We start from the raw sequence: 13,485 nt of genomic DNA on the forward strand, positions 1-13,485 counted from the left end.
CCCACCGGATTCCACACCTGTGACAGGGCAGGTGCTTGCGCAGGTCACGGCCGCTCACTCTAAGCTCATGAGATGCGAGCGGTTGCGTTTGACGTCTTCGGGGGCGAGCTCGACATGCGCGAGCTGCCGGATCCGGCCCCCGCCCCGCACGGCGCGGTGATCAGGGTCCTGGCCACCGGGTTGTGCCGGTCCGACTGGCACGGCTGGCAGGGCCACGACCCCGACATCACGGCCCTGCCGCACGTTCCCGGGCACGAGTTCGCGGGCGTCGTCGAGGCCGTCGGCTCCGACGTACGGGGATGGCGGCCGGGCGCGCGCGTGACCGCGCCCTTCGTGTGCGCCTGCGGCACGTGCCCCTCCTGCGCGGCGGGCGAGCAGCAGGTGTGCGAGCGGCAGACGCAGCCGGGCTTCACCCACTGGGGCTCCTTCGCCGAGTACGTCGCGATCGACCACGCCGACGTCAACCTGGTCGCCGTCCCCGAGGACATGGCCTTCGTCACGGCGGCCGGGCTCGGCTGCCGCTTCGCCACCGCCTTCCGCGCCGTCGCCCAGGTGGGCGAGGTACGCCCGGGCGAGTGGGTCGCGGTGCACGGCTGCGGCGGCGTGGGGCTGTCCGCCGTCATGATCGCCACGGCCGCCGGCGCCCGCGTCGTGGCCGTGGACGTCAGCGGCGACGCGCTGCACCTGGCCGAGCTGGCCGGCGCCACGCACTTCGTCAACGCCTCTGCGGGCGACGCGGCGGCCCAGGTGCGCGAGCTGACCAGGAGCGGCGCGCACGTGTCGCTCGACGCGCTGGGCAGCCCGCAGACCTGCGCGGCCTCGGTCGAGAGCCTGCGCCGCCGCGGCCGGCACGTCCAGGTGGGCCTGCTGCCCGGCGGGCCGACCCCGGTGCCGATGGACCGCGTGATCGGCCAGGAGCTGCGGCTGCTCGGCAGCCACGGCATGGCCGCGCACGCCTACCCGCGGATGCTGGAGCTGATCAGGGCCGGGGTGCTCCACCCCGACCAGCTCGTCACCAGGACCATCGGGCTGGCCGACGCGGGCAAGGCCCTCGCCGCGATGGGCTCGGTGCCGGGCGTCACGGTGATCACTCCTCGATCGCCGCACTGAACGCCGATCACTCCTCGATCGCCGCTCTGAACGTCGATCACTCCTCGATCGCCACTCTGAGCGTCCGCAGCACCAGCGCCAGCATCCGGTAGTGGGCGACCAGCATGACCAGCTCGATCCGGCCCTCCTCGTCGTAGCGGTCGCAGAGCGCGGCCCAGGTGGCGTCGGTCAGGTCGCCGCCGTAGTGCAGGTCGTCGGCCACCTGGAGGACGAGCCGGTCCTCGACCGGCCACAGCGCGTCGGGGTGGCGTACGGAGTCGATCTCCAGCTCCGTCAGGCCCGCCTCGCGGCCGAGGCGGGCGTGGTGGGCCCACTCGTAGGCGCTGCGGCTGTGGTAGGCCGTGCGCAGGATGGCCAGCTCGCGGTCGCGGGCCGGCAGCGTGCCGTCGAGCAGCGCGCCGCCGAAACCGAGCCAGGCCCGGTAGAGCTTCGGGTGGCGGGCGATGGTGGCGAAGACGTTGTAGGGATTGGCCCTGATGAAGCCGTCCCACTCCTCGGGAGGCAGGGGCCGCACGCGGGGTTCCATCCTCGCAGCATCCCCCGGATCGGGGAACAGGTCGACAGGGCGGAAACCCGTACGTTCCGCCCCCTAATGTGAGCGGTATGGATTACACGCGACTGGGTGACACGGGTTTGCAGGTCTCGCGGGTGTGCCTCGGCATGATGAGCTACGGCGACCCCGCCCGCCAGGACTGGGCGCTGCCGCAGGACGAGGCGGAGCCCATCATCCGCCGGGCGGCCGACGCCGGCGTCACGTTCTTCGACACGGCCGACGTCTACAGCCAAGGTGAGAGCGAGGTCGTGACCGGCAACGCGCTGCGCGCGATCTTCCCGCGCCGCGAGGACTACGTGCTGGCCACCAAGGTGTACTTCCCGATGAGCCGCCGGCCCAATGACGGCGGCCTGTCGCGCAAGCACATCATGGCCGGCATCGACGCCTCGCTGCGCCGGCTCGGCACCGACCACGTCGACCTCTACCAGATCCACCGCTGGGACCCCGAGACGCCCATCGAGGAGACGATGGAGGCGCTGCACGACGTGGTCCGGGCGGGCAAGGCGCGCTACCTCGGCGCGTCCAGCATGTGGGCGTGGCAGTTCGCCAAGGCCCAGCACGTGGCCGAGCTCAACGGATGGACGAAGTTCGTGTCGATGCAGCCGCACTACAACCTGCTCTACAGGGAGGAGGAGCGGGAGATGCTGCCGCTCTGCCTCGACCAGGGCGTGGGCGTGATCCCGTGGAGCCCGCTCGCGCGCGGGGTGCTGGCCAGGGCGGGCGGGGCGGCCTCGACCGCCCGGGCCGGCTCCGACACCCGCATCGAGTCCCTGTACGACCCGGAGAACGACAAGGTCATCGTGGACCGCGTGACGCGGGTGGCCGCCGACCGGGGGCTGCCGGCCGCGCAGGTCGCCCTGGCCTGGCTGCTGCACCAGCCCGCGGTCACCGCGCCGATCGTCGGGGCCACCAAGGACCGGCACGTGGACGACGCGGTGGCGGCGGTGGACGTACGGCTGTCGGAGGAGGAGCTGGCGTTCCTGGCGGAGCCGTACCGGGCGCGTGAGGTGCGGTTCTGACCTCCCCGGTTTGTCGGTGCGGGCCTCTAGGGTTAGGGGCATGCGGGCAAATGAGGAGGCGGCGTCGGCGCTGCAGGAATACGCGGAGCTGTTCGCGCTCTGCGGCGGCGACGCCTTCCGGGTGCGGAGCTACCAGAAGGCGGCCAAGGCCATCGCCGGGTTCCCCGAGGACATCTCGGTGGTCGATGTGCGCTCGGTGCCCGGGGTGGGCGAGGCGATCGCCAAGAAGATGGAGGAGTTCCTCCAGCGGGGCAGCTTCCGGCAGCTCGACGACCTGCGGGGGCGGGTGCCCGAGGGCGTGCGGAGGCTGACGCGGGTGCCGAGCCTGGGCCCGAAGACGGCGATCATGCTGTTCGAGGACTACGGCATCGACTCGACCGACGCGCTGCGCGAGGCCATCGAGGGGGGCCGGCTCAAGGGCGTCAAGGGTCTCGGCCCGAAGACGCTGGCCAACCTGCTGAAGGGCGTCGAGCAGCTGGAGCAGTCCGGCAGGCGGGTGCACATCGGGGTCGCGATGTCGCTGGCCGAGCAGGTGATGGGGTCGCTGAGCGCCGAGCGCATCACCTACGCGGGGTCGCTGCGGCGGATGAAGGACACGATCGGCGACATCGACATCCTCGCGGTCGCACCCGAGTCGATCATGGAGGAGTTCCGCGCGCAGCCCTACGTCGCGGAGGTCATCGCGGCCGGCGACAAGAAGACCTCGATCCGCACCACGTCCGGCGTCCAGGTCGACCTGCGGCGCATCCCGGCCGGCTCGTGGGGCGCGGCCCTCCAATACTTCACCGGCTCCAAGGAGCACAACGTGGCCATCAGGGAGATGGCGGTGAAGAAGGGGTGGAAGCTGTCGGAATACGGCCTGTTCGAGGGCGAGCGGGTGATCGCGGCCGAGTCGGAGGAGGAGATCTACCACGCGCTCGGCATGCAGTACGTCCCGCCGCCGATGCGGGAGGACGGCGGCGAGGTCAAGGCGGCGCTGCGGGGCGAGCTGCCGGCGCTGGTGGAGCTGGCCGACCTCAAGGGCGACCTGCACACGCACACCGACCTCACCGACGGCATCGCCTCGCTGGAGGACATGGTGGCCGCCGGGCACGCCCGCGGTTACGCCTACTACGCGGTGACCGACCACGCGCCCGACCTGTCGATGCAGCGGATGACGCTGGACAAGGCGCTGGAGCAGCGGGAGCGGCTGTCCCGGCTGCAGGAGAAATATCCGGACATGCGGCTGCTGCACGGCTCCGAGCTCAACATCGCCCCCGACGGGTCGGTCGACTGGCCGGGAGAGGTGCTGCGGGACTTCGACGTGTGCGTGGCGTCGGTCCACTCGCATTTCGGCATGTCACGGGACGAGATGACACGCCGGTTCATCGCCGCCTGCGAGAACCCGTACGTCGACGTCATCGGCCACCCGACCACCCGCAAGATCGGCAAGCGCGAGCCGGTGGACGCCGACTGGGACGCCGTCTTCCGCGCGGCGGCGCGCACGGGCACCGCGATGGAGATCGACTCCTATCCCGACCGCTCCGACCTGCCGGCCGACCTGGTGCGGCTGGCCAAGCACCACGGGGTGAAGTTCTCCATCGACAGCGACTCGCACGCGATCCCGCACCTGGCGCACCAGCGCTTCGGCGTCGGGATCGCGCAACGGGCCTGGCTGACGCCGGACGACGTCATCAACACCTGGCCGCTCGAACGCCTCCTGGCTTTCCTGGGGCGTTCCCGGTGACAGGCGGGAAAGGGTAATAAGGGCCCGGGTGGGCGGGGAGCTCCCATGTGTGGTCCTCCTCTCCCCGCTTAGCCTGCTCCAGAAATCCGGATATAACACCATAAAGCTGGTGTCCATGACCCTCTTTTGACCAGGATCGGACGGGCTCCACTCTCTCGGCCTCGCTTGGGAACGGCCGCAAAAGCGGATGAACAACGTCGGGGTCGGGTGAAAGGGTGGGCTCGTGAGCGAGACGCGAACCGTGGTCCTGGTCGAGGGCGCCAGCGACAAGGCGGCGTTCGAGGTGCTGGCCCGGCGCCATGAGCGGGATCTGGCGGCCGAGGGCATCTCCCTCGTGGCGATGGGCGGCGCCACGAACATCGGCACGTACGTCGCCCGATTCGGCCCCGCCGGGCTCGGCCTGCGGCTGGCCGGCCTGTGCGACGCCGGGGAGGAGGACGACTACCGGCGCAGCCTCGAACGCGCCGGCCTCGGCTCCGGCCTCGACCGGGACGGCCTGGAGGCGCTGGGGTTCTTCACCTGCGTCGCCGACCTGGAGGACGAGCTGATCAGGGCGCTCGGCACCGACGCGGTCGAAGAGGTCATCGAGGCCGAGGGCGAGCTGGGGTCGTTCCGCACGCTCCAGCGGCAGCCGGCCTGGCGCGAGGGCTCCACGCACGACCAGTTGCGCCGGTTCATGGGGGCGGGCAGCGGCCGGAAGATCCGCTACTCCGGCCTGCTCGTCGCGGCGCTCGAACTCGACCGCGTGCCACGGCCGCTGGACCTGCTGCTGGCCCACGTCCTGAGCGACAGGCCGAGCCCGCTCGCCGGGTGAGCCCCCGGCCGCGCCCGGGTAGGGCCAGAGCGTCACAGTCCGGGTAGGGCCAGAGCGTCACGGTAGAGCCCTCGCGCTCCCCCAGGGGAGTGCGACGGTGAAGGCTTGTTCCGGTAAAGGATCGCGACGGAAGCCGACGTGAGGAGATTAAATGGTTTACAGGTAGGGAATACCGAGTAGCGAGGTGACAGCAGCCATGAGGAACGCCACGGCGAGCATCCTGAAGCCCCTGCCCGGCCACCTGTTCAGGGTGCGCGGCGAGAACGCCGAGATGCGGTGGGAGGCCATGTCGGGGCAGGGATACCACACCCCGATCGACCGGTTCTTCGTCCGCAACCACACAGGCACACCGCTCATCGACGCCGCGACCTGGCGGCTGCGCCTGCACGGCCCCGGCCTGCGATGTCCGCGCGCGTTCGGCTACGAGGAGCTGCGCGCCATGCCCTCGCGGACGTACGACGTGGCGATCGAGTGCGCCGGCAACGGACGCCGCTTCTACGGCCGCCAGCAGCACGACCCCGCGCCGGGCACCCAGTGGGGGCTGGGCGCGATCGGGGTGGCGCGCTGGCGCGGCGTGCCGCTGAAGCACCTGCTCAAGGAGGCCGGCGTACGGCCCGAGGCGGTGGACGTGCTCCCGTCGGGACTGGACGAACCGTTCGAGGACTACGGGCACGTACGCCGCCCGCTGCCCATCGCCAAGGCCATGGACGACGTGCTCGTGGCTTACGAGATGAACGGCGAGCCCCTGCCCCCCGACCACGGATTCCCCGCCCGGCTGGTGGTGCCGGGATGGGTGGGAATCGCGTCCATCAAATGGCTCGGCGACATAGAGGTCTCCACGAGCACCCTGCTGAGTCCCTGGAACACCGTGTTCTACCCCGATGTCACCGTTCAGCCGGTGAAAAGCGCGTTCGAACTGCCGTGGAACGCGCGGCTGGCGATCAGCGGCGTCCCCCTGGTGCTGCACGGGCGGTCCTGGTCGGGGCAGGGCCGGATCACCCGGGTCGAGGTCAGCTTCGACGGCGGCGACACCTGGCGCGCGGCCGCGTTGCACGGAAGTCACCTGGTCAGCGCCTGGTCGCAGTGGCATGTCACCTGGGCGCCCCGGCGGCCGGGCCGCTATGTGCTCATGGCCAGGGCGACCGACGAGACGGGCGCCACGCAGCCGCTCGCCATCCCCCGGCACCCGTTCGGCTACCACTTCAATGCTGTGGTGCAACACCCTGTTGAGGTTGTTCTTGGCTAGATAAATGTCACGGATAGCTGCTGAGCTGGCCATTTTCTCACAGCTTGCGCGAAGCGGACCGATTCCTCTGAAACACTCTCCCGGAAACCTTGCGGAAATCCGCTCGTGTGATGCTGCTCGTACGACGGCAGAAAGGAGAGCAGATGCGCCAGCTCACCGCGCTCGACGCCCAGTTCCTCAACGTCGAGACCGCGACCACCGCCGCGCACGTGGCCGGACTGGCGATCCTGGACTCCGGCGAGGGCGCCGTCAACCGGGACGCGCTGGCGGACCTGCTGCTCGACCGCCTGCACCTGTCCCCCGCTCTGAGCCTCCGGCTGGCGGAGGTCCCTCTGGGGCTCGACCGCCCGTACTGGACGCAGGATCTCGACTTCGACATCGCCAACCACCTGTTCGAGCTGACGCTGCCGCAGCCGGGCAGCGACTGGCAGCTCGCCGAGGTGGTCGCGGAGCTGCACGCCCGCCGGTTGGACCGCTCCCATCCGCTGTGGGAGATGCACCTCATCCACGGGCTGCCGGAGGGGCGGGTGGCCGTCTACACGAAGGTGCACCACGCCGCCATCGACGGCGTCTCCGGCGCCGAGACCCTGGCCACCCTCCTCGACCTCACCCCCGACGGCCACCTCGTGAGGCGTCAGGAAGCCGCGCCCCCCACGGGCCCGTCCAAGTGCGGGGTGGGCCGCGAAGGCGGGGACGGGACGTCGCGGGAGGTCGCCGCGGGTCGCGGGCCCGGGGTGGTGGGCATGCTGGCGGGGGCGGCGGCGCGGTCGGTGACGCAGCCGGTGCGGACGGTGGGGTCGGCGGTCAGAATGGCCGGGGACATGGACGCCATCCCGCTGGCGTCGCGGCTGCCCGGCGCGAAGGCGATCGCGAGGGCCGCGCGGGCCGTGACCGGGCAGCGGCGGGACCGGCCCGAGCTGCCGAGCCTGGCGGCTCCGCGCACGCCGTTCAACGGGCCGATCAGCGCCCGGCGGCACGTCTCGTTCGGGTCTCTGTCGCTCAAGGACGTCAAGAACGTCGCCAAGGCCAACGCCCTCAGCGTCAACGACGTCGTCATGACCCTGTGCACGTCGGCCCTGCGCGCCTGGCTGTCCGAGCGCGGCGCGCTGCCGGAGGAGCCGCTGGTGGTGGCGGTGCCGGTCGCGGTGCGCAAGCACGGCGCCAAGGAAGCGGCGGGCAACCAGATCTCGGCCATGATCGCCCCGATGCCCACCGACGTGCCCGACGCGCGGGAGCGGCTGCGGCTCGTGGGGGCGACGATGCGGCGGGCGAAGCGCAGGTTCGCGCTGGCCCCGGCGACCTGGCTGCAGGAGCTGTGCTCGCTGCTGCCCGCCCCGGTGACGGCGCTGGCCACGCCGGCGGTGTTCCGGCTGACGGGCAGGCTGGCGGACATGGCGCTGCCGCCGGTCAACCTGATCATCAGCAACGTGCCGGGGCCGCAGTTCCCGTTGTACCTGTGCGGAGGCAGGGTGCTGTCCTACTACCCGATGTCCGTCCTGACGGACATGAGTGGCGGGCTGAGCATCACCTGCTTCTCCTACGACGGCATGCTGGACTTCGGCGTCGTCGCCTGCCCGGAGCGCGTGGACGACGTCTGGAGCCTGGTGCGGCACCTGCGCGAGGCGCTGGAGGAGCTGCTAGACGAGCGCGTGGGCGACGAGTTCCGCGACGGCGTCGGGGTCGATCTGGTGTCCTGTGAGCTGCCACAGGTTCTCCTGGTAGATGAGGACGGCGGCGAACATGGCCGCCGCGACCTCCAGCCGCGCCGCGTCACCGCGGGCCCCGGGTAGCGCCAGCTCCAGCGCGAACCGGGCACGCCGGACGAGCTCGCCGTTGAGGCGGCCGAGCCGCTCCTTGACCGAGCCGTGCGTGTCGGCCTCGCGGAACAGGATGCGCCGCATCGCCGGGGAGGCGCGCAGCGGCAGCGCGCGGGCGAGCCGGGCGAGGGTGCCCGCCGGGTCGCCCGGCACCGCGTCGACGTCGCGCCCCTCCTCGATGTGGGTGCGTTCGTCGATCAGCGCGACCAGTACGTCGATCTTGCGCGGGAAGTAGTCGGAGACGATCCCTCCGGGCACCCTGGCGAGCTTGGCGATGACAGCCGTCGGTGTGGCCTCGTAGCCGGATCCCGCGAACAGCTCCTCCGCCGCGTCAAGGATGCGCGTGCGCACGTCACCCGTCACCACAGCACGAAGATTAGCGGCACCGCCGCGCCGTCGTCACGCCCTCTCCGGCCCCTGTGAGCGGGCTCACCGCGCGCCGATCGCGGACACCAGCATCGGGTAGGCGCGGTGCAGCTCACGCTGCCAGTACGTGTGGTTGTGCCCGCCACGGTAGAAGTGCGTGCGCACCGGGATGCCGAGGTCGTCGAGGCGGGCGGCGAAGGAGCGGGCGGCGCGGTTGGCCAGGTCCTCCACCAGGTCGCCCTCGCCGGCGGCCACGTACAGCTCGACGCCCTTCAGCTTCTCCGCCAGGTCGTACGGGTTGTGCGCCCGCCACACCTGCCGCTGCTCCTCCGGGTCGCCCCAGACGCGCTTCCAGTCGGTGCCGAAGCAGCCGACCGTCGTGCCGGCCATCACGGCCTGGGGGACGCCGGGGGCGGTGATGTTCACGGCGCCGCTGAAGGAGGCGGCCGCCTTGAACAGGCCCTTGGCCGCGTACAGCATCGCGCCCTGGCCGCCCATCGAGTAGCCGGCGATCGCGCGGTCCCGGCCGGCCCGGTAGCGGGATTCGAGGAGGGGGAGCAGCTCGCGCAGGTGGTAGGTCTCCCAGCGGGGCGGGCCGCCGTGGCCGCCGTTCCACCAGTCGGAGTAGCTGCCGCACTTGCCGCCGTCCGGCATGACGACCATGACGCCGGTGTCGCGGGTGAGCGCGGCCACGTCGGTCCTGGCCGTCCAGGAGGTGTGGTCGTCGAGCCCGCCGTGCAGCAGCCAGAGCACGGGCCAGTCGCGGCGGGACTCCCAGCCGTCCGGGAGGAGCAGGCGCACTTTGGTGGTCTCGTCCCCGAGTGCCGGGGAGCGGATCGTGAGCTCCAGCCTGCGCTCGTCGAGGCGCCGCTCGTCGACGACCTCGGCCGCCGGTGACGGGCTGGGGGTTACGGACGCGGGAGCGGTGGTTTCCGGGCCTGCCCTTTGCGCGCCGCGGGGCAGCAGCACGACCAGCCCGAGCAGGAACAGACCGCCGGCGACCACCGCGCCGACCAGGCATCCACGTAATCGGGGCGCCATCCGGGCCTCCTTGTCGGATCGTCGGATAATAGCGGGATGAGATCGATAGGCACCACGGACCTGTCCGTTTTCCCGATAGCACTCGGCACGAACGTCTTCGGCTGGACGGCCGACAAGGAGGCCTCGTTCGCCGTGCTCAACGCCTACGTCGAGGGCGGCGGCAACTTCATCGACACCGCCGACGTCTACCCGTCCTGGGTGACCGGCGAGTCCACGTCCGAGATGATCATCGGTGAGTGGCTGGCGGAGCGGCGCATCCGCGACTCCGTCGTCCTCGCCACCAAGGTCGGCATGCTGGAAGGGCTGCGCGGCCTGGCTCCGGCGACCATCCGCACCGCGGTCGAGGATTCGCTGCGGCGGCTCCGCACCGACTACATCGACCTCTACTGGGCGCACGTGGACGACCACGACACGCCGCTGATCGAGACCCTGTCCACGTTCGACGACCTGGTGCGCGAGGGCAAGGTGCGCTACGTCGGCGCGTCCAACCACACGGCGCGGCGGCTCGCCGAGGCGGTCGAGCTGTCCGACAAGGAAGGACTCGTCAGGTACGTCGCCCTGCAGCAGGAGTACAACCTGGTGGAGCGCGGGTACGAGGGCGAGCTGCGGGACGTCGTGGCGCGGGAAGGGCTGGCCAGCACCCCGTACTTCGGGCTCGCGCGCGGCTTCCTGACCGGCAAGTACGCGCCCGGCGTGACCGTGGAGAGCCCGCGGGCCGCGTCGGCGGCCGAATACCTCGCCACCGAGCACGGGCAGCGCACGCTGCGGGCGCTCGCCGAGGTGGCCGACGCGCGGGGCGTGCAGCAGGCGTCGGTCGCGCTGGCCTGGCTCGCGGCGCAGCCGACGGTGGTGGCGCCGATCTCCAGCGCGCGCGACGTCGCGCAGCTGGGGGCGCTGATGGCGGCGGCCGAGCTGGAGCTGAGCGGCGAGGAGCTCGCCCTTCTGGACGAGGCCTCCCGCCCGGCCGGCTGACCGTACCCGCCGGGCCGCCGGTGGTCAGTGGGTGCGGTTGACCAGGGACTCGCACAGGGCGCGCAGGTCCGCCGCCCCGGGAAGGTGCGCGTCCAGGAGGTGGAGAGCCCCGGAGAGGTGGCGGGCGGCCAGCGTGCCGGCGGCGGCGCGCCCGCCCGCCTCCTCGACCAGCCGGGCCGCCGTACGCACCGCGTCCTCGTCCTCCAGTCCCGCGGCCAGCACGGCCGACAGCTCGCGGGCGGCCGTCCCGCCCGCGGCGAGCGCGCACAGCACGGGGAGCGTCTTCTTCTCGCGCCGCAGGTCGCTGTGCACGGGTTTGCCGGTGACGGCCGGATCGCCCCAGATGCCGAGCACGTCGTCGGCGATCTGGAAGGCCACTCCCAGGTCGCGCCCCATCCGGCCCATCGCGTCGGCGGTCTGCCGCGACGCCCCGCCGAGCGTGACGCCGAGCGCCGCGGCGGCCCCGAGCAGGCTGCCGGTCTTGCCGGCCGCCATCTGCGTGTACTCCTCGACGGTGACCGCGTGGGGCCCGCGCCAGGGTCGGTTCTCGAAGGCCATGTCGGCGCTCTGCCCGTGGACGAGCTCCGTGAGGGCCGCCGACAGCAGCCGCATCGCCTCCGGGGCGGCGGCGAGCTGGGCGACGGCCAGGGCCAGCAGCGCGTCGCCGGTCAGCAGGGCGGGCCCGGGCCCGTACGCCTTCCAGAGGGTTTCGCGATGCCTGCGCCGTTCGTCGTGGTCGATGATGTCGTCGTGCGCCAGGGAGAACGCGTGCACCAGCTCCACCGCCACCGCCCCGGGCAGCGCGGCGGCCACGTCGGCGCCCACGGCCTCGGCGGCGAGCAGGACGATGGCCGGGCGCACGCCCTTGCCGCCGTCCCCGGTCTGGGGGCGGCCGTCCGCGTCGGACCAGCCGAGCGCGAACCCGGCCATCCGCGAGCTCCACGGGTGCAGGCCGGCGACGGCCTCGCGGAGCGCGGGTTCGAGCAGGCCGCGGCAGCGTTCCATGGCGGCGGTGGCGCCGGCGGCCGGGGGTCGGCTGACGTTCAACTGGTGCTCCTCCCCCGGTCCGATGCCCTTCCAGGACCCTATGCCAAAAGTGACTAACGACGCGTAGCGGTCCTCACGTGGGCGGGGACAGGTACGCGTGCAGCTCGGCGGCGGCCGACAGCATGGCGCGGCCACGGGCCGAGAGGCGGTCGCGCCAGCCGTCCAGGGCGTCCCGCAGGGGCTCGACGCCGCCGGCGGCGCGCACCTGCTCGATGAGCGGGGCGATCTGCTCCAGCAGGTAGCCGCCGCGCCTGAGCTGGTGCGCGAGCCGGGCGTCGCGTACGTCGGCGGCCGAGTAGACGCGGTAGCCGGTCTGCGGGTCGCGGCGCGGGCGGACCAGCCCGGCCCGCTCCCACTTGCGCAACGTGGCGGGGCGCAGCCCGAGCCGGCGGGCCAGGGGGCCGATGAACGTCGCGTCCGGCCCGTGCTCCCCATCGGGGGGAGTGGTGAGGTCGGTCAGGGCGCGTTCCACCGCTTCCAGGGTGCGGCGGTCGTCCAGGAGCTGGGCGTGGCTCTCGTCGACGCGCCGCAGCGCCTCCTCGACGGCGCCCTCGTTGACGGCCCGCATGATCGCGGTGGCCGTCGCGTGCCCGTGGGCGGGCACCAGGGCGAGGAACGCCCGCAACGCCTGCGCGTGCCGGGGCGTGTAGGCGCGGTAGCCGGCGGCCGTCCGGTCCGCGGGCGGCAGGATGCCCGCCTCCTCGTAGTTGCGTACGGCCTGGGTGGACAGCCCGTGCGCGCGCGCCAGGTCGACCGGCCGCAGCCGACGCCCGTCTCGTGACACCGCCGCTCCTCGCCAGAATCCTGCATGAAAAGTCCGACGATACCGCCGGACGACGACGGGTAGGCTGGCGGGATGATCTTCGTCACGACGCCCCTCACCCGGGAGATCCGCGAAGCCGTGGCTTCGGCCTGGGGTGTCACGGGAGAGGGTGAGCGGTTGCACGGCGGAGAGGAGTCCGCCGCCTACCGCCTCGACGGGCACGTCGTCCGCGTCGGCCCCGCGTGGCGGAGCGCCGCCGAGTCGGAGTGGTGCCACGCGGTCGCCCGGCACGCCGCCGCCGGCCTGCCCGAGGCCGTCGCCCCGCTGCCGACGGCCGGCGGCGCGACGGTCGTCGTGGTGGAGGGCCGCCCGATCTCCTGCTGGCCGTACGTCGAGGGCGCCTGGCCGGACTCCGACCTCCCGGCCCAGCGCGCGGCCGGCGCCCGTCTGCTCGCCAGGCTGCACAGGTCCCTGGCCGGCTGCCGTCCCGGCCCGCGCCCGGTGCCCGCCTTCCAGGAGTCCGGCCTGTACGGCGATCCGCCCCAGGACGCCACCGAGCTGGACGACCCCGGCCTGGACCGGTGGCTGCGCGCCTTCCACGCCGCCCACCCCGTCCGCCACCCCCTGCACGGCGACTACTACACCGGCAACACCCTGGCCAGGGACGGCCGGATCGTGGCCGTTCTCGACTGGGACGAGAGCTTCGTCGGCGCCCCTGAGCTGGAGCTGGCCGCCGCCGCCCTGGAATGGGGCGACGACGTGAAAGGGCCGAGCGCGGAGTTCGTGGCCGCCTACCACGAGGAGGGCGGCACGGCGGCCCGCCTGGACGAGGAGTCGATCGCCCAACTCGTCAGGCACAAGCTGCGCAGGGAGCACGCCTACTTCCGCAAGGCCGCCCGCTCAGGGGTGGCGCACGACGAGGAGGACGTCGAGTACCACCGCGTCCGGGTGGAGCTGTTCCACCGGCTGCGCCCCTGACGGCGGCGGCACGCGAGAAGGGCCCGGCCTCGT

12 protein-coding genes and 1 pseudogene are annotated in these 13,485 nt (G+C 72.5%); 8 read left to right on the top strand and 5 right to left on the bottom strand.

Translation table 11 applies throughout. The features are described from left to right. The first annotated feature begins 72 nt into the window (after positions 1–72). Positions 73–1,110 carry a zinc-dependent alcohol dehydrogenase family protein gene (locus tag ABD292_RS26470; RefSeq protein WP_344211803.1) on the top strand — a complete coding sequence of 346 codons (1,038 nt, stop codon included), beginning with the start codon at positions 73–75 and terminating at the stop codon, positions 1,108–1,110. A 37-nt stretch (positions 1,111–1,147) separates the two neighbouring features. Here ABD292_RS26470 and ABD292_RS26475 read toward each other — a convergent pair whose 3' ends face one another. Then, positions 1,148–1,636, bottom strand: a complete 489-nt coding sequence (locus ABD292_RS26475) for a carboxymuconolactone decarboxylase family protein (RefSeq protein ID WP_344211805.1) — start codon at positions 1,634–1,636, stop codon at positions 1,148–1,150. Positions 1,637–1,713: 77 nt separating this feature from the next. Between ABD292_RS26475 and ABD292_RS26480 the strand changes: the two genes are divergently transcribed. From ABD292_RS26480 to ABD292_RS26500, 5 genes are all read left to right on the top strand, one after another. After that, a complete protein-coding gene (locus tag ABD292_RS26480; protein ID WP_344211807.1) occupies positions 1,714–2,682 on the top strand; it encodes an aldo/keto reductase in 969 nt (322 codons plus the stop codon). 40 nt (positions 2,683–2,722) lie between these two features. Further along, positions 2,723–4,408 (top strand): DNA polymerase/3'-5' exonuclease PolX, encoded by a 1,686-nt coding sequence (gene polX, locus ABD292_RS26485; RefSeq protein ID WP_344211809.1) that lies wholly within the window; start codon positions 2,723–2,725, stop codon positions 4,406–4,408. Between the two features lie 223 nt (positions 4,409–4,631). Next, positions 4,632–5,222 carry a TOPRIM nucleotidyl transferase/hydrolase domain-containing protein gene (locus ABD292_RS26490; RefSeq protein WP_344211811.1) on the top strand — a complete coding sequence of 197 codons (591 nt, stop codon included), beginning with the start codon at positions 4,632–4,634 and terminating at the stop codon, positions 5,220–5,222. Between the two features lie 196 nt (positions 5,223–5,418). Beyond that, positions 5,419–6,468 carry a sulfite oxidase gene (locus ABD292_RS26495; RefSeq protein ID WP_344211813.1) on the top strand — a complete coding sequence of 350 codons (1,050 nt, stop codon included), beginning with the start codon at positions 5,419–5,421 and terminating at the stop codon, positions 6,466–6,468. A gap of 143 nt (positions 6,469–6,611) precedes the next feature. Then, complete coding sequence (locus ABD292_RS26500; RefSeq protein WP_344211815.1) at positions 6,612–8,258, top strand: wax ester/triacylglycerol synthase family O-acyltransferase; 1,647 nt, start codon at positions 6,612–6,614, stop codon at positions 8,256–8,258. 240 nt (positions 8,259–8,498) lie between these two features. Here the strand turns inward: ABD292_RS26500 and ABD292_RS26505 are convergent. Beyond that, positions 8,499–8,651: pseudogene (locus tag ABD292_RS26505) on the bottom strand (helix-turn-helix domain-containing protein); the annotation flags it as partial. Positions 8,652–8,714: 63 nt separating this feature from the next. Further along, entirely contained in the window at positions 8,715–9,692 is a 978-nt protein-coding gene (locus ABD292_RS26510) for an alpha/beta hydrolase (RefSeq protein ID WP_344211817.1), read from the bottom strand. Between the two features lie 36 nt (positions 9,693–9,728). Between ABD292_RS26510 and ABD292_RS26515 the strand changes: the two genes are divergently transcribed. Further along, on the top strand, positions 9,729–10,664 hold the full coding sequence (locus ABD292_RS26515; protein ID WP_344211819.1) for an aldo/keto reductase: 936 nt from the start codon (positions 9,729–9,731) through the stop codon (positions 10,662–10,664). Positions 10,665–10,688: 24 nt separating this feature from the next. Here the strand turns inward: ABD292_RS26515 and ABD292_RS26520 are convergent, their stop codons facing one another. Together ABD292_RS26520 and ABD292_RS26525 are read right to left on the bottom strand one after the other, a co-directional pair. Next, a complete protein-coding gene (locus ABD292_RS26520; RefSeq protein WP_344211821.1) occupies positions 10,689–11,711 on the bottom strand; it encodes a polyprenyl synthetase family protein in 1,023 nt (340 codons plus the stop codon). A gap of 73 nt (positions 11,712–11,784) precedes the next feature. Further along, complete coding sequence (locus ABD292_RS26525; RefSeq protein WP_344211823.1) at positions 11,785–12,495, bottom strand: TioE family transcriptional regulator; 711 nt, start codon at positions 12,493–12,495, stop codon at positions 11,785–11,787. A gap of 72 nt (positions 12,496–12,567) precedes the next feature. Between ABD292_RS26525 and ABD292_RS26530 the strand changes: the two genes are divergently transcribed. Then, positions 12,568–13,452, top strand: coding sequence for a phosphotransferase enzyme family protein (locus tag ABD292_RS26530; protein WP_344211825.1), 885 nt, complete (start codon positions 12,568–12,570; stop codon positions 13,450–13,452). Positions 13,453–13,485: the final 33 nt, after the last annotated feature.

The sequence above is a fragment of the Nonomuraea bangladeshensis genome (genome assembly GCF_039529455.1).
GTDB lineage: Bacteria > Actinomycetota > Actinomycetes > Streptosporangiales > Streptosporangiaceae > Nonomuraea > Nonomuraea bangladeshensis.